This is a genomic window from Kerstersia gyiorum (assembly GCF_004216755.1).
GTDB lineage: Bacteria > Pseudomonadota > Gammaproteobacteria > Burkholderiales > Burkholderiaceae_B > Kerstersia > Kerstersia gyiorum.
This window is the reverse complement of sequence record NZ_SGWZ01000006.1, coordinates 196681-218349: the sequence shown is the minus strand read 5'-3', so window position 1 is coordinate 218349 and position 21669 is coordinate 196681. Positions and strand designations below refer to the sequence as shown.

The following is a 21669-nucleotide window of genomic DNA, read 5'->3' as shown; positions in this document are numbered from 1 at the left end:
CCTATGTCGAACGACGCGCAGGAAAGTATATTTTTCCCTGGAGTTTTACATTTTGTTTCTTTTGTCGGGAGGAATGTGCGGTCTTGCCCGCGTCGGCCCGGCATCTTGGTCGTGCCGGGCCGATTGAGGCGGTTGGCGGTGGCAGGCCCTACATCTGCACTTTCAGGCCGACATTAAGGGTGCGGCCGGGTGCAGGCATATAGCTTTGCGCCAGCGGGTCAAGGTAATAACGGTTGGTGATGTTCTGCAGGGAAACATTGAGCGACGCCTGTTTATGGAATTGGTAGCTCAGGAAGGCGTCGAACACTTTGACGGGGCGGTACAGCAATTGGGGCGTCGTGGCGCCGACTTGCCAGGGCTTGTCCAGGATTTCGGTCGGGCCGGCGGTGAACACCATGCGGCCACCTACGGTCAGCCGTTCGTCCAGCAGGCGCGTGCCCAGCGTGAGGTTGATGGCGTACTTTGGCGGGTTCTGCGTGTTGGAGAAGGACCCCATGAAGCTGCCCGGGGTGCAGTCAGGCGTGTTTTCCGTCGGCATGTATTCATTGGCGTTGCTGCGCAAATGACCGGCAAAGGCGGCATCGCAAGTTTGTGCATGGAAGTAGCGGGTGCCGGACAGGTCCATGAAAAATGTACCGGTGTCGTATTGCGACTGGAATTCCAGGCCGTTGACTTTGTAGCGGTCAGTGTTGGTGAAGGTCATCAGCCCCCATGTGGTGGGGTCGTAGTAGCGCGTGATGTAGTTTTTGATGTTGGTATCGAAATAGGCCAGCTTGGCTGCCAGCATGTCGCGCTGGCTCAGGACGCCGTGCTGCAGCGTGCTCAAGCCGATTTCCCAGCTACGTGAGCGCTCCGGCTTGAGCGCCTGGCCGGGGTGGACCTGCAAGGTGCCCAGGCTGCTTTCGAAGAGGGAGGGCAGGCGCAGCCCCTGTGTGTAGGAGACATATGCGATGGAGTTCGGGGCGAATTCGTATTCGGCACCAACGGACGGAGCGTAGCCATGGCCGCTGTCTTCCTGCGGTTGGGAATAGGTGTAGCCGGTGACGATGGCGACTTCGCGCGGGTCGTAGACCGTGACGGTGGCGTCTTGCGAGGCTTCGTTGTAAGGGATGCCATTGAAGGGATGGTTGGAGTCTTCCCAGACGATGCCGTTATGCAGGCGGGGGTCGGTCGCATCGGTGAATTCACCGTTGGCGTCGGCCTCCCACCACATGTTGCCCCACATGCCGGGTTTGGACACCACGATATTGCGTACCAGGCGGGTTTCCCGTACTCCTGTGGCAATGACGTTGCGGTCACGGGTGTGGTACTGGCTGAAGCGCAGGCCGGCCCATATTTTCAGCTGGTCGATTGGTCGGTACTCGATTTTCCCGGTGAGATCCATTTGGCGGCGGTGAGCATCGCGCAGTTGCCGGTTCGCATTGATATCGTGTTGCGTGGTCACGACCCGGGATTGCGGGCCCAGTTCTTCAATCTGGAACGAGCCGCCGATATCGACGGCAAAGTTGCCGATGGCGCTGCCGAATTCCGAGCGGTTGCTGAGGTCACCCCCAATGCGCCGGTTGTTCTGCCTCACCCAGCCACGGTCAGTGACGAAAAATTCGCTGCTGGGAACGGTGACGGCGTTGAGCTGGCTGCTGCGGGCATCCGTGGCCCACAGATTGGCTTTCAGGTTGATCAGCGGATTGTCGGCAGGCGATAAGTCGTAGCGCAGCGTGGCCGTATCTATGCGCATGCGGCCCTGCGGATACTGGTAAATATTGGCTGTTCCGAAGCGGAAGATGTCCGACGGCATGATTTCGCCCTGGCGTCCGTCGTAGTTGCGGTAGCCCAGTTCCAGTGTATGTCCGGGGGCAGGCCGGATCGTGGTTTTCAGCAGGACAGACCGGGTCTCGGCCGAGGAGTTCAGGACTTCTTCGCCTGGCTGATAGACCTTGGCGACGGTTTCTTCCTCGCGGCCATATTCGTCCCAGCTTCGATAGGCGTCATGACCGTGCTTGCCGGCGAAATAGTTGCCTTGTTCACGCTTGGCAACGGCTGCCAGAAAGTCGATTTTTTCTCCGGCGATTGCGAAGGCCAGGCTGCCGGATTGCGCATGGGAGCCAAACAGGTCGCCATGTTTGTCGTGTGGTTCTGTCGAGAGATCGCTGGCGCTGTCCACGCTTTCCGGGCGGTACGCCGGCTTCTGGCCGTTATTCCAGAGGTTGCCCATCAGGCGCACGCCGACGGATTGGCCGGGCAGGAGGATATCGTCCACGCCTATGGTGCGCATTTCCACCGATCCGCCGATGGCGTTGCCGCCTGCGCTGGCCGAGAGACTGGGGCCCTTGTTGATCGTGATGCTGCTGAGCAGGTCCGGGTCGATATAGCTGCGTTGTTGGGTGCCGGCGTAGCCGCGGTAGACGTCCAGCGCCTGTTGGGCGCCGTCGACGGTGACGGCGATCCGGCTTTGCCCCTGGATACCGCGTATGTTGATGTCCAGCGCGCCGCCGTTGCGGGAGTCGCCCACCTGCACGCCGGGCACGCCCTTGAACAGGTCACTGGTCGAGATGGGGACGTAGCGCTCGATTTCAGCGCTCGAGATATAAACGGAAGAACGTGGCGCGGTGTAGACCTCTTCGGCAGGGCTGATACTGCCCACGACCGTGACTTCCTGCAGTTCGGCCACCTTGCCTGGATTTTTCTTCTGGCGCAGCGTGTAACTGCTGTCGGGCCGTCGGATGATTTCCAGTCCGCTGCCCGCCAGCAGGATCTGCAACCCGGCGCCGGTGGTATGCCCTCCCTGAAGAGCCGGAGCCTGCAGGCCGCGGGTCATGGCCGGGTCGAAAGACAGCAGCAGGCCGGATTGCGTGGCGAATTGCGCCAGCGATCGGCCCAGCGGGCCGGCCGGGATGTTGTACTGGCGCACGTTGGTATCTGCGAGGGGAGCAGAGTCAGGCGCGGCCTGGGCATGTGCCGTGTCGGGGCCCAAAAGCAGGGCAGCGGCGGCGGTGGTGGACACGCCGAAAAGCACCAGCCGTCCTGCCAGCACGATGGGTGACAGGCGCAGGCTTGGCCGGGGGGCAACAGGGGGACGGGACATCTCGATCATTCCTTGAGAACAGGGCGGAGTCAGGTCCAGCGCTGCGCGACACGCTGGTCTTTCACTCTCCTTGTCGCATGAGGAATGAAAAAGGATATTTTCGGGCCGGATGGCGGGCTGCAGCAGGCGGCCTCAACGGCCGATATAGACCCGTCGTCCGTTGCGGCGGACGTTCAATTGGTAGGTCTGGGCCAGCATCTGCAAGGCCAGTTCGATGTCGTGCACCGGGAAGGCGCCGGACAATTGCAATTGGCGCAGGCCCGGTGCGTATTCGATGGTGTCCTGGCTGTAGCGGGAGAGTTCTGCAACCCACTGTGGCAGGCTCATGGCATCGGCCATCAGCAGGCCGTTGCGCCATGCCGACGCGGCTTCGCTGGTGTCTGTCAGCGGCCCGACGTGCTGGCGCGTGAAGCCAGCCTGCTGCCCCGCTTGCAAGGTGACGGCCACGCCCGGCCCGGCATCGGCGGGGGTGATACGCACTGCGCCTTCATAGACGGCCAGCAGCGTATGGTCTTCGTGTTGACGCACGACGAAGCGCGTTCCCAACGCCTGCATGCTGCCGTGGTCGGTGTGCACCCGGAATGGTCTGGGCGGCTGTTGCGTATCCGGTGCCGTGCTGATGTATATCTCGCCGCGCTTGAGCGTCAGCAGGCGTTGTTCGACGGTGTAGAGCACGTCGAGCACCGTGTCGGTATTGAGTGAGATCCGCGTGCCGTCGTCCAGCGTGGCGTCCAGTTGTTCGCCGATGCCGGCGACGTAATCGGCATTCAGGCGTTCGAACCAGGGGCGGGCCTGCCAGGCCAGCCATCCGGCAGGTGCCAGGGCCAGGATGGCGGCGACGCTGCGCAGCAGCGCGCGGCGGCTGGCGCCGCCGATGTTGTTAGCGCGCCGCAGCGTGGGCGCAGCCAGGCCTGCTGGCATGCTGCCCATTTTGTCCAGCAGCCGTTCGGCACGCCGCCAGGCCCGCTGGTGTTCGCTGCTCTGGCCATGCCAGCGGGCAAAGCTGGCCTGTTGTTCCGCATCCAGATGGCCTTCCTGGATGCGCAGCAGCCAGTGCGCCGCCTCGTTGAGGATGCCGGGGTCTATGCGTGTATCCGGTGTATTGGCCATGCTGCCGGCTCAGTCGTCGGGCATCTGGCTCAGGCACAGCAGGTACGCCTTGTGCATATAGCTCTTGACGGTCGGAATGCTGATGCCCAGTGCCGTGGCGATATCCGCCTGTTTCATGCCGTCCACCGTTGCCATGAGGAACGCCTGCTTGGCGCGCGGCTTCAGGGTGTCGAGCATGGCGTCGATCTCGGCCAGCGTTTCGACGATGACATGCTGGTGCTCAGGGGAGGGGTGTTGCGGTTCGGGCAGCGTGGCCAGTGTTTCCAGCCAGGCACGTTCCAGCGACTGGCGGCGTATCCAACTGACCACCACGCCCTTGGCGACGGTGGCCAGGTAGGCGCGAGGCTTGAGCAACTCGTCGGGTTCAGGGGCGCGGTTGCGGCTGCTGATCAGGCTGACGAAGGTATCATGCGCCAGGTCTTCCGCCACTTCGCGGCCGGAATGCTGCAGCTTGCTGGCAATCCAGTTGCGCAGCCAGCTGTGATGGTCAGCGTATAGCGTGGCGATATCGGCCGATGGCGTAAGGGCGGAAGAGGGCATGGCCTTTCAGCGAGACGTGTTGCAGTGAAGACGGTTGCATGGCGACCGGTGCATGGGGGGCAGCGGGCCTTTTCAGGTGTGCACATTGCCCGACAGGCGCGGCTGCGATCCTGGGGATGGCGGGCTGGCTGCACGGCAGACGGAGGCCAGCTGGCGGCAACCCGGATCGGTAGCCGGAGCAGAATTCTTTGATGATTATAACTCTCATTCCCGTTTATTCTGGCTGGCCGTGGAAATCCTGCAACATCCGGGGTTGGCGCAGCCATGCGTTCGGGTACGCTTCGCTGGCGTGGGCGGTTGCCGCCAGACAGGGGTGGCAGGTTCGCGCCGTAATGGAAAACGAGCAGGAAAATGCCGGTGCGCGCAAGCGGCGCTGGCGCAGGATGGCGCGGCGCTGCAACACGTTATTACAGACAACGCGGTAAGATATCCGCTGTTTTGATAAGGAGTCGATCAACATGAGCAACCTGCCGCAATCCGGCTCGCCCGAATTGAGCCTGCAGACCGTTATGCACATCGTCTATGGCCTGTTTGCCGTGTCGCTGATCAGTGCGGGCTTTCTGGGCCTGGCTGCGGTCGCTGGTGTGATCCTGCTGTACGTCAAGCGCCAGGATTTTGCCGCTACCTATTTCGATGGTCATGCTGCCTGGCTGCTGGCCACGTTCTGGTGGAGCGTGCTGGCGCTGGCTGTCAGCTTCCTGGCCACGCTGATCTATATCGGCTGGCTGGGCGTATTCGCTACCATCGTCTGGGCGCTGTACCGCGTCATCCGCGGCTGGCTGGCACTGGTCGAAGGCCGTTCGCCCGTCGATTACGAGTAATTCTCCGTGTTCCGGCGCCGGTTCCCGCCGGTTGTCCGAAGAAAATGCGCCCGATCCGGTTTCTGGATCGGGCGCATTTTTTATGCATGCCGGCCTGCGGTACAGGCTGGCGGGTGCGGAGCCGGGTTCAAGCCTGGCGGGCGTATGCCAGGGCGCTGTCGAGCATGCGGCGCAGCAGCGGCTGGATTTCCCGGGCCCGCTCTTCCAGATAAGCGAAGGGCAGGGCTTCTTCCATATAGCAGCATTGCGCCATTTCCAGCTGCACCGCGTGGATGCCGGCCTCGGGGGCGCCGTAGTGACGGGTGATGTGGCCGCCCTTGAAGCGGCCATTGAGTACGCTGGTGTAGCGTGTGTCGCTGCTGGCCACGGCGAGCAGTTTCCCGGCCAGCGCCGGGTCGCAGCTTTTTCCGTCTGCCGTGCCGAGGTTCAGGTCCGGCAGTTTGCCTTCGAAGAAACGGGGAACGACAGAGCGGATGGAGTGGGCATCCCAGAGCACGACACGGCCGTGCAGGCTGCGCAGGCGATCCAGTTCCTGGCGCAGGCAATCATGATAGGGCTGCCAGAGGGCGACACGGCGCGCCGCGATTTCTGCTGCGTCTGGCACGTCGCCCGCGGCATAAATGGGTGTGTCGTAGAAGGTATCCACCGGACACAGGCCGGTGACGCTCTGGCCGGGGTAGAGGCTGGCGCCGTCTGGCGGACGGTTCTGGTCCACGACGTAGCGCGAGTAGTTCGCGCACAGGATGGATGCGCCCATTTCCCGGGCAAAAGCATACAGGCGGGGCATATGCCAATCGGTATCCGGGACTTGCCGGGCTTCCTCGGTGAAGCGGGCGGCAAGCTCAGGCGGCACGTAGGTGCCGGCGTGCGGCATGGAAATCAGCAGGGGGGCCGTTCCCTGATGAAAGGTATAGACGGCGGGACTGGCTTCGGTCATGAGGGCTCTCCTGGCAGGAGCGCCCGCGCAGGGCGCGGGTGTGAAAACAGGGGAATACGGGCAGCGTCTGGCGTGCGGCTCAGGGGCTGGTGGGATACAGGTCGCCACGGCGGTGCGACCAGGCTGGCAGCTTGTCGCGCAGCATGGTGACGCGCGTCGGGTCCAGGTCGGCGCAAATATAGCCGGGCTGGTCGGGCATGCAGGCCAGTACGGTGCCCCAAGGGTCGATGATCATGCTGCGGCCCAGGCAGGGCAGGGCCGGGCCGGGGCCGCCGATCTGCGCGGCGGCCAGCACATAGCACTGGTTTTCGATGGCGCGGGCGCGCAGCAATACTTCCCAGTGATCCCTGCCGGTATGGACATTGAAGGCGGCCGGAACGACCAGAACATTGGCGCCACGGGAACGCAGCGCACGGAACAGCTCGGCAAAGCGGATGTCGTAGCAGATACTCAGGCCGAGCTGCAGTCCGGCTGCTTCGACGGTGGTGAGGGCGGCGCCGGGGGCGAAATCGTCGGATTCCAGGTAGGGCATGCCATTGACCACGGCATCGTACAGATGCGTTTTGCGATAGCTGGCAGCAATCTGCCCGTCCGGGTTGAATACCAGGCTGGTGTTGCCCAGGCGCGGGTCGTCCGCCAGCCGCTCGTGCATGGAGCCAAGCTGGATCCAGCAGCCGGTGCGGCGTGCCAGGGATGCCATGTGTTCGGTCACGACGCCGGGAACCGGGGATGCCTGTTGTTGCAGCAGCGCGGCGTCGCCACGTACATCGCTGTATTCGGGGGTGATGATGAGCTGGGCGCCATCCTGGGCCGCAGCCAGGACCCAGTGCTCGATTTCCGCCAGATTGGCGGCGCGGTCGTTGCCGCTGTCGAGCTGGATCAGTGCCACGCGTGTGGTCATGGTGTTTCTCCTTGGGGGATGCCACCCCGGTTGCCGGGGCGCATCGGGACGGGCCGGACGCCAGCTTGAGCCAGCGTTGCCGCGCCGGGATCAGGACGCAGACAGGGCCAGGGCGACGGCCCGGGCGAGTTGCGCCAGCAGGGCGGCGCCATCGCCGCCATACAGGGTCATGCTGGTACGCGGGTCGGTGAAACCATCGGCCAGCACAGCCAGAACGACACTCTGGCCGCCAGCCGACAGGATGCCGGCATCGTGGCGCAGCCCGTGCAGCTGGCCGGTTTTGTTGGCCAGCTTGGCGTGCGCAGGCAGCGCGGCGCCGAAGTGCGATTGCTCACGCTGGTCGGCCAGCATTTGCAGGCCGAGCTGACGCAGCGGCGCGGGCAGGCTGCCGTTGCGCAGCAGCCAGAGCAGTGCGGCACAGGCATCGGCGGCGCTGGTCCAGTTGTCGCGGCCGGCTGCGCGCGCCTGGGCGTCCATCATGCGGCGTTCCAGGCGGGTTTGCGGCAATCCGGCACGTTGGCACCATTGCGTGACATCGTCCAGGCCGAGCCAGTCGATCAGCGCGTTGGTGGCGACATTGTCACTCAGCACGATCATCAGGCGGCCCAGCTCTTCCAGTTGCAGGCTGCGCACGCTGGGCAATTGGTTGAGTATGCCCGTGCCGCCCACGCGCTCGGTGTGCTCCAGCGACAGCATGTGGTCCAGCGGCCAGCGGCCGGCTGCCACCTGCTCGAGCAGCAGCATCAGGATGGGTATCTTGATCAGGCTGGCCGACGGCATGGCCGTCCCGGCCTCGCGCTCGAACAGCGGCGTGCCGTCCAGGGCATGCACGGCCATGGTGACGCGTGCCTGGGTGCCGGCCAGGATGGGAGCCAGGCCTTGGGCCAGCCTGCTGCGCAGGCCGGCGATATCGGCGGGTGGATGACCCAATTCGAACATGCCGTTGCCTCTTTTGCGTTAGACCAGGATGAAGAACAGACCGCAGAACATCAGCAGGTTCACGCCCATGACTGCCCAGCCGTTATAGAGCATGTACTTCAGCTGGGTCGAGCGTGCCAGTCCCATCTGCCCGAACATGTCCGACGACGGGAAGGGACCGAACCAGTCGATCTGCGAGCTGCCGAGGATCACTGCCGTGGTGGCGGCAGGGCCGACGCCGGCGGCGGCCAGTACCGGCCCGAATATCTTGGCGGTGAATGTCATCTGCGCGACGGCGGCGCCGGGAATGTGTCCCACGACGTTGAAGGCCACGATGATGATGCACAGCACGGCGCCGCTGACACCGACCAGGTAGGGTTGCACGACGTCCAGCAGGGCGTGGTAGGCATTGAGCTTGTCGACCAGCACCAGCACCGGGTTGAACAGCCAGAACAGGAAGAATATCCAGATCAGCTTGCCCGAGCCGGCATACATGGCCTGGAGGATTTCACGCGGTTGCATGCCGCCGGCCAGGCCGGTGGTGGCGCCCAGCGAAACCATCACGATGATCGCGAAGGCAAAGCCGGCCTTGGCGCTGATGCCGACAATGGCCAACAGGATGATGGTCAGGCAGAAGGCCCAGGCAGCGCGTACGGCGCTGGGGGCGGCCGGGCGCGAGAGGTTCAGCGCAGCCTGGCCGAGCGCGGCTTCTTCGTACTGGAAGTGCGGTTCGGTGATCTTCTGGATACGGCCGGACATGAACCAGCCGGTCAGCAGCGTGGCGATGGCCATGGGAATGCCGGCCACCGTCAGGTACTCGACATAGGTCAGGCCCGTCAGGCCGGTGACGGTCACGACATTGGGCGTGAAGGGACCGAGCACCAGTCCGGCGGAGCCGGCGGTCTGGAACAGGGCGGCCACGGCGGGCGGAGACAGGCGGACCGCAGCGGCGATGGGGATGACCACGGCGGCGATGATGGCGTTGCCGCCTGCCAGCGTGCCCAGGGCGCCACAGATCAGCGTCGAGGTGATCATGATGCCCAGGCGTACGCGCCGCTGGTTGGACAGGCCGATGCGCTTCACGATGGCACGTACCAGCTGCTCGGCCGCGCCGGTACGGGCTGCGACTTCGCCGACGCCGGCGCCCAGCACGATGATCAGGCCGACCACCGCAATGAAGGAACCCAGCGAGTCAGCCAGCAGCTTGCCCATGGCGATGGGCGTGGTGCCGGTCATGATGGCACCGAGTACGATGGCGGCGATCGTCGAGAGAACGATGTCCACGCCCAGCAGGGCGATGACCGCAAAGACCACGACGGGCGTCAGGCCCCACAGCGAAGTCTCGCCGGGGATGACGAAATGAGTGTAGAGCGCAATGGCGAGGCCGACCAGAAACACCGCGATGGCGGCGTTGCGCTTGCCCTGGGGCATTTTTTGCGTGAGCGTCATGATGTCTCCTTCCTATTACCTTTGAGTCCGCCGTGATCGGAAAGTGTCGGACCCGCTGTTGCGGCCATGCTGTCCTGGTTGGTGGTTGGCCGCTGTTGTTGTATGCCGGTGCGGGCTTGCGCTCATCCGGGTTGTTTCAGGCCTCGCCGGCATTGCCGGACATGGCTGGAAATTCTCGCTGAAGGACTTGCCCGGGTCGTTGCACGCCTTCAAGTTTGGGAAATACCTGAGTCCCGTTCACCAGTACCGCGTCCACGCCGACGGAAGGTTGGGTCGGATTTTCCCAGGTCGCGCGGTCCTCGACGGTTTCGGGATCGAAGATCACGATGTCGGCCCAGGCACCTTCGCGCAGCGTGCCACGGTCGCGCAGGCCGAAAACGGATGCGGGCAGCGCCGTCATGCGTGCCACGGCCTGTTCCAGCGGCATCAGCTGGCATTCGCGCACGTAGCGGCCGAGGATGCGTGTGAAGCTGCCCCACAGGCGCGGGTGCGGACGTTCGTCACTGGGCAGGCCGTCGGAGCCCACCATGCAGCAGGGGTGGCGGAAGATGCGCTGCACCTCGTCTTCGTCCATGGCGAAATAGATGGCGCCGGCAGGCAGCAGGCGGCGGGCGGCGGTTTCGCGGTCACAGCCCCATTCCCAGGCGATGTCCGACAGGTACTTGCCGCTGCATTCAGGGTGCGGCGTGGACCAGGTGATGCGGATATCGTCGATCAGGTCGGCGCGTTCCGGGATCAGGATGGTGGAGCTGCCAGGATAGGGGTAGATGTCGAGCGCAACATCCAGCCCCTGCGTGCGGGCCAGGTCGATGTTGGCCAGGGTGTACTGGCTGCGGCCCCAGTTGGCCTTGAGCATGCATTTGTGGTGCGATACCAGCGTGGCGCAGCCGGTGCGGCGGCTGATGCCCAGTACTTCGTCGACGGCGGCCTCGACGTCATCGCCTTCGTTGCGGATGTGGCTGGTGTGCAGCGAGCCGGCGGCGGCTGCAATGTGCGCCAGGCCGTCGAGTTCTTCCAGTTTCGAGACGCTGCCCGGTTCATAGGCCAGGCCGGTGCTGAAACCGACGGCGCCGGCCTGCAGCGATTCGCGCAGCAGGGTCTCCATGGCCTGTTGTTCCGCCTCGGTCGGCGTGGCCATCGGGTCCTGCATGACGGCCAGGCGCAGGTTGGCGTGGCCGACCAGCGCGGCTACGTTGATCATTGGGTGCAGGCCGCGCAGGGCCTGCAGGTAGGTATGCATGTCCGGGAACAGCGGGGATTCACCCAGCAGCGCCAGTGCGGCGGCGGTGTTGCCCGGCATGGGGGCGGGCGAGGCGCTGACGCCACAGTTGCCGACGACCACGGTTGTGATGCCTTGGCTGGTTTTCCAGTCCAGCTGCGGCTTTTCCACGAACATGAGATCATCGTGGCCATGAGTGTCGATGAAGCCGGGCGCGACGATATGGCCGCCAGCGCTGAGCGTCTGGCGGGCTGGCGCCTGGCCCAGATCGCCGAGGGCGGCGACGCGGCCGTCCAGAATACCGATGTCGGCACGGCGGCGTTCGGCGCCGGTGCCGTCGATAAGCCAGCCGTCCGTGATCTTCAGATCGAATTCCCGGGTGTTGTTCTGCATGTCTTCCTCCTGACGCCCTTCCTGAACGGAATGGGCTGGCTTTATTATCCAAAGCCAGCATCCATCTGAAAAATCCTTTTAGTTAATGCATTGATCAGGATTTGTTATGAATCGACTGCCCAAGCACATCACGCTGAAGCACCTCAATGCTTTTGTCGCCGTCGCCCAGGAGGCGAGTTTCACGCATGCGGCGCATCGCCTGTTCCAGACCCAGTCCTCGGTGACCGGCCTGATCCGGCAGCTGGAATCGGCGCTGGGAACCCAATTGTTCTCGCGCACCAGCCGGCGCGTGGCGCTGACTCAGGTCGGGCAGGAGTTTCTGCCGCGCGTGACGCGCCTGCTGGCCGATTTCGATGGTGCCATCGAGGATGTGGTGCGCTATGGCGCGCTGGAACGCGGACGGGTCGGCGTCGCGGCCGCACCCTCGGCGATCACCGAACTGATAGCGCCGGCGGCAGCGACATTCGCGGTGCGCTATCCGGGCATCCGTCTTTATCTGCGTGATGACAACTCCGGACGCATCCAGCGCCAGGTGGTGGCGGGCGACGTGGATTTCGGGCTGACCAGCCGCTGGGCCGATGTGCACGGACTGGATTGCGAACCCCTGCTGGAGGACACCTTCGGCGTGCTGTACCGCAGCGACGACGCGGATATCCGGCCAGACGACGCCGGTACGGTGGCCTGGGAGGATCTGGTTGGGCGCAAACTGGTGGGGGTGGTGGATGAAACCGGCATCATGGCCCTGCTGCAGTCGCGCGCAGATCTGCCCATCGAGGCGGCTGCGCCGTTTTACGAGGCGTCCAGCACGACTTCGCAGGCTGCCATCGTGCAAAGCGGGCTGGCCATTGCCGTGCTGCCGGCGCTGGCCGCCAAGCGTGTGATGGCGCCGGGCCTTACCTATGCCTTGCTGCGCGAACCGACGGTGGTGCGCTTGCTGTGCCTGATGTTTCATGAAGAGCACGCGCCGACACCCGCCGCCCAGGCCTTGGCCGATGCCATCCGGAAACAGGTGCGCCGGGCCGCCTTGCCGGTAGGTTGCCGCTTGCCGTCATAGGCCGGCGGCGGATGACGGGGCTTAAGCCTGCGCGTCGGAAGTCGTGGCGGCAGTCAGCCATTGGCGCAAGGCCTGGATGGCCGGACTATGCGCACGTTCTTCCGTTGAAATGAAAAAATAGTCCCTTGGTGACGCGAAGGGCTCATCGTGCAGACGCACCAGCCGGCCGGCGCGCAGGGCGTCCCCGGCGACGTATTCGGGCAGCAGCGCAGCGCCCAGACCGGCTTCGGTCGCGGTAATGGAGAGCGTCAGCAGGCTGTAGTGCGCGCCGGGTGCGGGGACTTCGATGCGTTGTCCGAGTTGGCGCAGATAGGCTGGCCAGGCGTTGGGCGCCGATGTCAGGTGCAGGAGCGGCAGCCCGGCCATTCGTTCGGGGGCGAGCGGCGCCTGGGGACATAGCGCCGGGGCAGCCATGGGCCAGGAAATCAGGGGGGCCAGCATGTCGCCGACACAGCCGGGTTCCGGGCCCTCGCAATGTACGATGGCAGCGTCCAGCACCGAATCTCGAACCGAGATGGGCCCGACATGGGTGACCACATCCAGTTGGATCGCCGGGTGGGCGAGCGCGAATTGGCTGAGCCGGGGCATGGCCCACAGCGTGCCGAACGTCGTCGGGACGGAAATCCGGATGACGGTATCGGGCACAGATCGGGTGGCGACGGCAATCGACGCAGACTCCAGTTCATCCAGCAGATAGCGGATGCGTCGCAGGTAGCTGGCGCCGGCTTCCGTCAGCACCAGCCCGGTCGGGGTACGCAGGCACAGGGCGGCGCCAACGAAATTTTCCAGGTCGGTCAGCTGGCGGCTGACGGCGCTCTGGGTCAGTCCCAGATCCTGTGCCGCTGCGGTAATGCTGCCGCGCCGGGCAATGACTTCAAACGTATTGAGGTTGACGGTCGCAGGCAGCAGGCGCTGCGTAGGATGTTTCATGAGACTCCGGGGCCAGGGGCGGGCAGCACAGGGATGCGGCAAGGGTATCGAAAAAATGCAAAGGGGGGTACTTTTATTTTGTTGGACAGCAGGTGGCGCGGTGACGGAAACTTTGCATGCCTGTATTTTTTCGAGGTCTGCCAAGACTGTCAGGGAATAGTCTTGAAAATGCAGCGATCTCGCCAGGCCGCTTCCCGACACGGAAGCGGCAGGCGCAGGCGTCAGGCAACAGGTGCCGCAGCGGCGGTTGGCGCGCTGGCGGAGCATCAGGCAATACCACGGCTAGGGGAATGAAGGTGGCGTCAGTCAGTACACAAGGCCGGCAGGCCTCATCGGAACATCAAGGAACGGGAATCCAGCCCGGTTTGCGCCACGCGGTGGTGCTGGGCTCGGGCATTACAGGCTTGTTGACGGCGTGGTATCTGCGCCAGGAAGGCCTGGAGGTGACGGTGCTGGACCAGGCCCAGGCGCCCGCCCTGGGTGCCAGTCATGGCAATGGCGCGCAACTATCCTATAGCTATGTGGCGCCGCTCGCCGGGCCGGGCGTGCTGGGGCAAGCCGTGACCTGGTTGTTCAATCCGGCCTCGCCGCTGCGCTGGCGACCGCGCGCCGATTGGCGCCAGTGGCGCTGGCTGATGCAGTTCGCCGCCGCCTGCAATGCGCGGCAAAGCCAGCTGACCACCGAGCGCCTGCTGCGCCTGGCGTTCTACAGCCGTGACCTCATGCATGCATTTCTGGAAACTCCCCAGGGCGCAGGCCTGTCGTTTTCCTATCGTCGCAATGGCAAGCTGGTGGTCTATTCCGATGCCTCGGCCCTGGAAGGAGCACGCCGCCAGGTGGCGCTGCAGGCGCCACTGGGGTGTGAACAGCAGGTGCTGGATGCGCAGGCCTGCATGGACGCCGAGCCGGCCCTGGCTCACCCTGATTGTGGCATGGGGCGGCGCATGGTGGGAGGGGTGCTGACGCCCAGCGAGGAAGTGGGCGATTGCCATGCTTTCTGCGTCGGTTTGCAGCAATTGCTGCAACAGGCGGGCGTGACTTTCCATTATGGCTTTCGGGTCGAGGGTTGGCGTCGCCGCCCGGGGGCGGGCGCTCATGCGGTGTTCGGGCCGCAAGGCGAGGTGGAGGGGGATGCTTTCGTCATTGCCTGCGGGGCGCAAAGCGCGCCCCTGGGGGCACAGATCGGGCTGGACCTGCCGGTTTATCCGCTCAAGGGCTACAGCCTGACATTGCCGGAGTCCAGTGCCATGCCGTCCCTGAATATTACCGATCTGGCCAAAAAAACGGTCTATGCGCCGCTGACGGGCCGGGGCCTGCGCGTGGCCGGGCTGGTGGATATCGTGGGCCAGGACAGCCGCCTGGACCCGGCGCGCGTGGCATTGTTGCGCCGGGAAGTGCAGGCGGCCGCAGCGCCCTGGCTGCCGGCCTCGCCGGACGCGCCCTGCGAGCCCTGGGCCGGACTGCGTCCGGCGACACCCAAGGGTACGCCGGTGCTGGGCGCCACCCCGGTAGCGAACGTATTTGTCAACGTGGGGCAGGGGGCACTGGGCTGGACGCTGGCGCACGGCAGTGCCCGGGTGGTGGCGGATGTCATGCTGGGCCGCAAGCCCGGGCTGGCGCTCGACGGACTGCAGTACCGTCGCTGAACCTTCTGCCGCAGCCGGTTCCAGGCGCGGCGCAGGTCGCACCGCCGGGCGGGTTTGCCTGCTTCACGCGGGCACACGTCGGCACAGAACGAAAAAAAGGACGCATCGGCGTCCGTTTTCCTGGCTCCCGGACATTCCGGGCCATGGGCCGGGGAAGGCAGCTCAGGCTGACAACTCAGCCGGCCGGGCCTCCCTGGCGGGTAGTGCTGCCTGATTATTTCAGGTGGGCGTTGACCAGCTTGGTCAGTTCGAACATCGACACCTGATCCTTGCCGAACAGCGGGCGCAGCTTGTCGTCGGCATTGATATTGCGGCGATTGGCGGCGTCTTGCAGGTCGTGTTTCTTGATGTATTCCCAGATCTTCTTGGTGACTTCCGTGCGCGGCAGCGGATCCGCACCGATGACGGCAGCCAGGATAGGGCTGGGGGTCAGCGGCTTCATGAAGGCTGCATTGGGTTTGCGCTCGGCTGCGGCGGGGGCTTTTGCCATCGTGGGCACTCCTGCTTGATGGGTTGAAAAGGTTTAGCGGCGGCAGCATAACTTGTCTTGGCCCGAAAGACAAAACGGTTCATGCCTGTACCCGGTAAGCTCTTACAATAGCACCGGCACTGGCCAGGGCGGTGTGCACGGCCGTGATTTTTCCATCATCATGCTTTCAGCCGGGGGGCGTTTGTGTCTGCAGTGACTTCCAAGAATTCGAGTGGTTCGGGTATTGACAGCCTGACCATCACCAGGCCGGACGACTGGCATCTGCACGTGCGCGACGGCGAGATGTTGCGCGCAGTGCTGGCCGATAGCGCAAGCCAGTTCGGCCGCGCCATCATCATGCCCAACCTGCGTCCGCCGGTGGTCGCTACCGAGCAGGCCGGCGCCTATCGGCAACGCATCCTGGCGGCGCTGGAGCAGGCGGGCATGGGCGGCCGCTTCGAGCCGCTGATGACGCTGTATCTCACCGACAACACGACTGCCGAGGAAATCGGCCGCGCGGCGCAGTCCGGGTTCGTCAAAGCGGTGAAACTGTACCCGGCGGGCGCCACCACCAACTCCGATGCCGGCGTAACGGATTTGCTGGGCCGCTGCGCGCCTGCGCTTGAAGCTTTGCAGCGCCATGGCCTGCCGCTGCTGGTGCATGGTGAAGTGACCGATCCGGCGATTGACCTGTTCGACCGGGAAGCCGTGTTCATCGACCGCGTGATGATTCCGCTGCGCAAGGCGTTTCCCGAGCTGAGGGTGGTGTTTGAACACCTGACGACCAAAGAAGCCGTGGCGTATGTGTCGCAGGCGGAAGGCCCGATTGGCGCAACGATCACGCCGCAGCATCTGCTGTACAACCGCAACGCGATTTTCCTGGGCGGGGTGCGTCCGCATTTCTACTGCCTGCCGGTACTCAAGCGTGAAACCCATCGCCTGGCGCTGGTGGAGGCCGCGACCAGCGGCAATCCGCGCTTCTTCCTGGGAACGGACAGCGCTCCGCATATTCGCGGCCTCAAAGAGCACGCCTGTGGCTGCGCTGGTTGCTATACCGCATTGCATGCCATGGCCCTGTACGCGACGGCATTCGATGCCATGGGCCGCCTGGACAAGCTGGAAGCCTTCGCCAGTTTCAATGGGGCAGACTTTTACGGTTTGCCGCGCAATACCGGCACCCTGACGCTGCTGCGCCGGGAAACGCCCATTCCGGAACGTCTGGAACGCGGCGGGTTGGAAATTGTGCCGCTCGCGGGTGGCGAGTCGCTGGGCTGGACGGTGCAGCAGGATTGATATGTGAAAAATGCCAGGTTCATTCGGCCTGGCATGTTTTATTGCGGCCAGGTTTGGCCTATGCCGCAGGTCGTATGTCGCATACCGTAGTAAGCCGCCATTTGCCGCCAAGGGAATCAGGCGTTGCCAGGCCTGAAGGGCGGCATCGGTCTCGGCGTGAAGAACTTCGGCCTAAAGGCCGAAACTTCTCCGCCACGATATAGGGGCGCCTGCGGCGCCGTATGGATATTGTCTCGCTCGACCCCGGCCTGAAGTCCGGGGCTTGCGCTTAGGCACGTGGTCAATTGAAAGGCTGGCAGCGGCCCACCAATGGGGGAAGGGCTGCGCGAGGGCAGCCCTGCGGCGGCTCAGCCCTGGCTGCGCAGTTCCAATTGTTCCCAGCGCTCCATTTTTTCCAGGATGGTGGTTTCGATTTCTTCCAGTCGTGCCTGGATGCGCACGACTTCGGAGGGCTGGTCGCGGTACAGGCTGCCGTCGGCCAGTTGTTCCGTCAGGGATTCCTGCTCGTTTTCCAGTTCGCTGATCTGGCCCGGCAGCGCATCCAGTTCCCGTTGCTCCCAGCTGCTGAGGGCTTTGACGCCTTGCGGCTTGGCAGCGGTTTTTTTGCGCGCAGGCGCTTCTTCGCGGGCGGGGGCCGGGCGGGCGGCGCCTGTCGTGGCGGGGGCGGGCCGCTGGGCCAGCCAGTCTTCGTAGCCGCCGACGTAATCCCGCCAGACGCCATTGCCTTCGCTGGCGATGGTCTGGGTGACAACGTTATCCAGGAATGCGCGGTCGTGGCTGACCAGCAGTACTGTGCCGCTGTATTCCTGCAGCAGGCTTTCCAGCAGTTCCAGCGTTTCGACGTCCAGGTCGTTGGTGGGTTCGTCCAGTACCAGGATATTGGCAGGACGGGCGAATAGCCGCGCCAGCAGCAGGCGGGCACGTTCGCCGCCGGACAGGCTGGAAACGGGCGAGCCGGCGCGCGCGGGGGCAAACAGGAAGTCCCCCAGGTAGCTCATGATGTGCTTGCGCTCGTTGCCGATTTCCACCCATTCACTGCCCGGGCTGATGACATCGGCCAGCGTGGCGTTTTCATCCAGCTGGGCGCGCATCTGGTCGAAATAGGCCACCTGCAGCTTGCTGCCCAGGCGCACGGTGCCGCTGTCCGGGGCGAGTTCGCCCAGCATGATTTTCAGCAGCGTGGTTTTGCCCGCGCCATTGGGCCCGATGATGCCGATGCGGTCGCCGCGCATGATGGCAGTGGAGTAATCGCGGATCACGGTGCGGTCGCCGAAAGTCTTGCTGACGCTTTCCAGCTCCGCCACCAGCTTGCCGGAACGTTCACCCTGGTCCAGTTGCAGGTTGACCTTGCCCTGCAGGTCGCGGCGTTGGGCGCGCTCCACGCGCAGTTGCTCCAGGCGGCGCACGCGGCCTTCGTTGCGGGTACGGCGGGCTTCCACGCCCTTGCGGATCCAGACTTCTTCCTGCGCCAGCAGCTTGTCGAAGCGGGCTTCTTCCAGGCGCTGGGATTCCAGCCATTGCGCCTTGTGTTGCTGCCACTGTGAAAAGTTGCCGGGAAAACCCAGCAACTGGCCGCGGTCCAGCTCGACGATACGGGTGGCGACGGCGTCCAGGAAGCGGCGGTCGTGGGTAATGATGACCACGGCGCAGGTGGCCTGGCGCAGCGCTTCTTCCAGCCAGTTGATGCCGTCGAAGTCCAGGTGGTTGGTCGGCTCGTCGAGCAGCAGCAGGTCTGGTTCGTCAGCCAGGGCGCGCGCCAGCGCGATGCGTTTGCGCGTACCGCCGGACAGGCCCGTGGCTGCGGCATTGCCATCAAGCCCCAGCTTCTCCAGCAGCGCATCGACGCGTGCCGGTTTGCTCCAGTCTTCCGCGTCCAGGTCCAGCGGGCCGGCGACGGCTTCATGGATGTTGCCGCTTTCGTCGATCTCGGGTTCCTGCTCCACGGTGCGGATGCGCAGCCCTGAACGGACTCGCCGTTCGCCGTCATCCGCATGGATGACGCCGGACAGCAGTTTCAGCAGCGACGATTTGCCGGCGCCGTTGCGGCCGATCAGGCCGATGCGCTCGCCTTCCTGGATGGAAAGGTCGGCATGGTCCAGCAAAGGGTGGTGACCAAAGGCCAGGTGTACTTGGGACAGGGAAATCAGGGGAGCGGACATGGAAACACGATCAGGAATTCAATGGCAGGGCGCGCTGCCGCGCCGGGAATGGCTGCTATTGTCGCAGGCAAAGGGCGTTGGGGGCGAATCCTTGCTGCAAGGCTGCGAATTGCCGCACGGCTGCGGGCTGCTTGCGCATGGTAGGAATTGGTAACATGGGTGTTGTTGTATCCTTGGGCCCCGCCGCGCATTGTGCGGTCTTTTGGCGCTGGCACGATCGTTGGCGCAGCTTTATCCGGCCTGCGGCCCAGGCCAAATCTTATGAGTTTCAGACGCAAGGGAAAACAGCATGCGATACATCCTGATGGCAATAGGCGCCGCCGTGGTGGCCTACCTGCTGGCGCTGGGCATCCGGGCCTGGCTGTCGAAAAATCGCTGAAGCCCGCGCCGCCGGACGCGGCTGCGAAGCCGGCGTCCGCGCCGGCACGCGCGCTGCCTTCCCTGCCTTCCGGCACATCTTCAAAACCCGCCAGGTCCGGCACGGCTGATGCCGCCGGCACCGTTCCGCCCAACTATCATGGAGTTTCAGGCATGACCAGCAAACCTTCGGCGCTGCTCAAGAGCACCGCCCGCTTCGGGGTACTGTTCCTGGTGCTGTTCGTCGTTATCATTCTTGTCGCTTTTGGCGCCTTCTTCCAGGTCGACCAGGGCGAACGGGCCGTCGTGCTGCGCAACGGCAAACTGTCCAGCGTGGCCGAGCCTGGCCTGGGCTTCAAGACCCCGGTGCTGGATTCCGTGCGCTTTGTTTCGGTGCGGGACCATAACGTGACCATGCCGCTGGAGGCGTATTCGTTCGACCAGCAGCCCGCCAACATGAAGGTATCGGTGACTTACCGGGTGCCGGTGGACCGTGTGGCCGATCTCTATAGCGAATATGGCACGCTGGAAAACCTGCAGGTGCGGGTGATCGAGCGCCGCACGCCGGACGCGGTGAAGAACGTGTTCGGCCGGTTCACCGCCGTGCGCGCCATCCAGGAACGTGAAAAGCTGGGGGTGGAAACCGTGCAGGCGGTGTCGGCCGCGATGCGTGATGCGCCGGTGCAAATCGTGGGCGTCCAGGTCGAGGAAGTCGGTTTCTCCAAGGCTTATGAGCAGTCCATCGAGCAGCGCATGCTGGCCCAGGTGCAGATTGAAACCACGCGCCAGCAGAAGCAGACGGCGGAAATCAAGGCGGATATCCAGGTAGTGCAGGCGCGCGCCGATGCTGACGCCCAGCGTGAGCGCTTCCAGGCCGAGGCCGACGGCATCCGCATGCGCGGCGAGGCCGAGGCAGCCGCCATCCTGGCCCGCAGCCAGGCGCTGGCCAGCAATTCCAACCTGGTCAACCTGATTGCCGTGGAAAAGTGGGATGGCGCCTTGCCCTCCACCCAGGTGCCGGGTTCGGCCCTGCCGTTCCTGGGCGTCAAATAAGTAATACCTGATTCATCTGCGGCGGGTAGCCCGTATCGCGCTACAATCGCCGCCGCAGGATGGACAGGCAATCGCGGCACAGCAATGTGTCGAGGAAGGTCCGGACTCCATAGGGCGGGATAGCGGCTAACGGCCGTCCGGCGCAAGCCGAGGACTAGGGCCACAGAGACGAGTCTGATGCGGGGGCATGCCTGGCATGCACGGGTACGGCCACTCCGTACCCTGCGGTCTGGCAACAGATCGCGGCGCATCAGGGTGAAACGCGGCAACCTCTATCCGGAGCAACGTCAAATAGGCATGCGTGTGGTTTCGGCCACACAGGGCGGCTCGCCCGAGCATGCGGGTAGGCGGCTAGAACCACGTGGCAACGCGTGGTCCAGAGGAATGATTGCCGGCCAGCGCAAGCTGGTCTACAGAATCCGGCCTATCGTTCATCCTGCACCGATTTCCCGTGATTCCGCGCCATGGCCCTGGCGGCCATGCGGTGTCCGGCCGCGCCCGGCCGCCAGCGACACCGGCCATGTTGCCGGTGGGGCGGCCCGGATCGCAGCCAGGGCAGGGTGGGAATTCTCCTGCGCCCGCCACGCAAAATCACCATTTCATCCCAGCAAACCGACTGCTCCTGTAACAAGTGTGGGCGTGACACATTTTCTTAATGTCTGGCGGCATTTGCATTGTCTTACAGATGCCCGGCGCCCTCCATTTCCTCCCGATGTTCACACCTGGCTTTTATATCACCGGTTAACTTTCTGATTTTGAAGCATATTTTCTATTGTAAGAGAATATGTCAATCCTAAGTCCTTGTTGTGATTGAAAAAAACCGGGATTCCGACTTGACCGCCTTATATCGATCTCTTAAAGTGGGGGAAAGTAGGTTTTTGTGTTTATTGGTGGGGGAAAAGGGGTGTTTCAGGGAAGCAGCGCACTCACGCTGGATGCCAAGGGGCGGATGACAATTCCGGCCCGGCATCGTGACGCCCTGATGGCCCAGGCGGAAGGGCGTTTGACCCTGACGCGCCACCCTGATGGCTGCTTGCTGGTCTACCCCCGCCCGGAGTGGGAAAAGAAGCGCGAACAGATCGTGCGTTTCCCCATGAATGCCAGGCCGCTGCAACGCTTGCTGCTGGGCAACGCCCAGGATGTCGAGCTCGACAGCGCGGGCCGAGTGCTGGTGGCGCCGGAGTTGCGGCAAGCGGCCGGACTGGTCAAAGAGGTCATGCTGATGGGTCTGGGTACCCATTTCGAGTTGTGGGATACGCAGTTGCTGGCCGCCAAGGAGGCGCAGGATCTGCAGCAGGGCATGGCGGACGTTTTGAACCAGTTTTCTTTCTGACGGGG

The 21669-nt window shown here is 64.1% G+C and carries 17 protein-coding genes and 1 other RNA gene; 7 read left to right on the top strand and 11 right to left on the bottom strand.

Annotated elements, in window-relative coordinates:
• Nucleotides 1-148: 148 nt before the first annotated feature.
• The 3 genes from EV679_RS15905 to EV679_RS15895 all read right to left on the bottom strand — a co-directional run bounded on the left by EV679_RS15905 (nt 149) and on the right by EV679_RS15895 (nt 4732).
• Complete coding sequence (locus EV679_RS15905; protein WP_207224948.1) at nt 149-3082, bottom strand: TonB-dependent receptor; 2934 nt, start codon at nt 3080-3082, stop codon at nt 149-151.
• A 132-nt stretch (nt 3083-3214) separates the two neighbouring features.
• Nucleotides 3215-4192: a FecR domain-containing protein gene (locus EV679_RS15900; RefSeq protein WP_130487725.1), complete on the bottom strand. Its 978-nt coding sequence runs from the start codon at nt 4190-4192 to the stop codon at nt 3215-3217.
• Between the two features lie 9 nt (nt 4193-4201).
• Entirely contained in the window at nt 4202-4732 is a 531-nt protein-coding gene (locus EV679_RS15895; RefSeq protein WP_068375503.1) for a sigma-70 family RNA polymerase sigma factor, read from the bottom strand.
• A 458-nt stretch (nt 4733-5190) separates the two neighbouring features.
• Between EV679_RS15895 and EV679_RS15890 the strand changes: the two genes are divergently transcribed.
• On the top strand, nt 5191-5553 hold the full coding sequence (locus tag EV679_RS15890; protein WP_068375497.1) for a DUF4870 family protein: 363 nt from the start codon (nt 5191-5193) through the stop codon (nt 5551-5553).
• Nucleotides 5554-5680: 127 nt separating this feature from the next.
• Here EV679_RS15890 and hutG read toward each other — a convergent pair whose 3' ends face one another.
• The 5 genes from hutG to EV679_RS15865 all read right to left on the bottom strand — a co-directional run bounded on the left by hutG (nt 5681) and on the right by EV679_RS15865 (nt 11370).
• On the bottom strand, nt 5681-6490 hold the full coding sequence (gene hutG, locus EV679_RS15885) for an N-formylglutamate deformylase (RefSeq protein WP_130487724.1): 810 nt from the start codon (nt 6488-6490) through the stop codon (nt 5681-5683).
• A 79-nt stretch (nt 6491-6569) separates the two neighbouring features.
• Nucleotides 6570-7391: a carbon-nitrogen hydrolase family protein gene (locus EV679_RS15880; protein WP_130487723.1), complete on the bottom strand. Its 822-nt coding sequence runs from the start codon at nt 7389-7391 to the stop codon at nt 6570-6572.
• A 90-nt stretch (nt 7392-7481) separates the two neighbouring features.
• On the bottom strand, nt 7482-8330 hold the full coding sequence (locus EV679_RS15875) for a serine hydrolase (protein ID WP_130487722.1): 849 nt from the start codon (nt 8328-8330) through the stop codon (nt 7482-7484).
• A gap of 18 nt (nt 8331-8348) precedes the next feature.
• Entirely contained in the window at nt 8349-9758 is a 1410-nt protein-coding gene (locus tag EV679_RS15870; protein WP_068375485.1) for a GntT/GntP/DsdX family permease, read from the bottom strand.
• A 136-nt stretch (nt 9759-9894) separates the two neighbouring features.
• Nucleotides 9895-11370, bottom strand: coding sequence for an N-acyl-D-amino-acid deacylase family protein (locus EV679_RS15865; protein WP_130487721.1), 1476 nt, complete (start codon nt 11368-11370; stop codon nt 9895-9897).
• Nucleotides 11371-11476: 106 nt separating this feature from the next.
• Here EV679_RS15865 and EV679_RS15860 point away from each other — a divergent pair, with 106 nt between their 5' ends.
• Nucleotides 11477-12424, top strand: coding sequence for a LysR family transcriptional regulator (locus EV679_RS15860; RefSeq protein ID WP_130487720.1), 948 nt, complete (start codon nt 11477-11479; stop codon nt 12422-12424).
• Between the two features lie 21 nt (nt 12425-12445).
• Here the strand turns inward: EV679_RS15860 and EV679_RS15855 are convergent, their stop codons facing one another.
• Nucleotides 12446-13354, bottom strand: coding sequence for a LysR substrate-binding domain-containing protein (locus EV679_RS15855; RefSeq protein WP_165390070.1), 909 nt, complete (start codon nt 13352-13354; stop codon nt 12446-12448).
• A 290-nt stretch (nt 13355-13644) separates the two neighbouring features.
• Here EV679_RS15855 and EV679_RS15850 point away from each other — a divergent pair, with 290 nt between their 5' ends.
• A complete protein-coding gene (locus EV679_RS15850; protein ID WP_165390069.1) occupies nt 13645-15000 on the top strand; it encodes a D-amino acid dehydrogenase in 1356 nt (451 codons plus the stop codon).
• 214 nt (nt 15001-15214) lie between these two features.
• Here the strand turns inward: EV679_RS15850 and EV679_RS15845 are convergent, their stop codons facing one another.
• Nucleotides 15215-15490: an SWIB/MDM2 domain-containing protein gene (locus EV679_RS15845; RefSeq protein WP_068375471.1), complete on the bottom strand. Its 276-nt coding sequence runs from the start codon at nt 15488-15490 to the stop codon at nt 15215-15217.
• 192 nt (nt 15491-15682) lie between these two features.
• Here EV679_RS15845 and pyrC point away from each other — a divergent pair, with 192 nt between their 5' ends.
• Nucleotides 15683-16762, top strand: coding sequence for a dihydroorotase (pyrC, locus tag EV679_RS15840; protein WP_130487717.1), 1080 nt, complete (start codon nt 15683-15685; stop codon nt 16760-16762).
• A gap of 347 nt (nt 16763-17109) precedes the next feature.
• Here pyrC and EV679_RS15835 read toward each other — a convergent pair whose 3' ends face one another.
• Complete coding sequence (locus EV679_RS15835; RefSeq protein ID WP_130487716.1) at nt 17110-18921, bottom strand: ATP-binding cassette domain-containing protein; 1812 nt, start codon at nt 18919-18921, stop codon at nt 17110-17112.
• Between the two features lie 531 nt (nt 18922-19452).
• On the opposite strand from EV679_RS15835, the gene EV679_RS15830 reads away from it, so the two are divergent.
• The 3 genes from EV679_RS15830 (at nt 19453) to mraZ (ending at nt 21664) form a co-directional block, all read left to right on the top strand.
• Nucleotides 19453-20331, top strand: coding sequence for a prohibitin family protein (locus EV679_RS15830; RefSeq protein WP_130487715.1), 879 nt, complete (start codon nt 19453-19455; stop codon nt 20329-20331).
• A 55-nt stretch (nt 20332-20386) separates the two neighbouring features.
• An RNA gene (gene rnpB, locus EV679_RS15825) (RNase P RNA component class A) lies at nt 20387-20774 on the top strand.
• Between the two features lie 461 nt (nt 20775-21235).
• Complete coding sequence (gene mraZ, locus EV679_RS15820) at nt 21236-21664, top strand: division/cell wall cluster transcriptional repressor MraZ (RefSeq protein ID WP_130487714.1); 429 nt, start codon at nt 21236-21238, stop codon at nt 21662-21664.
• Nucleotides 21665-21669: the final 5 nt, after the last annotated feature.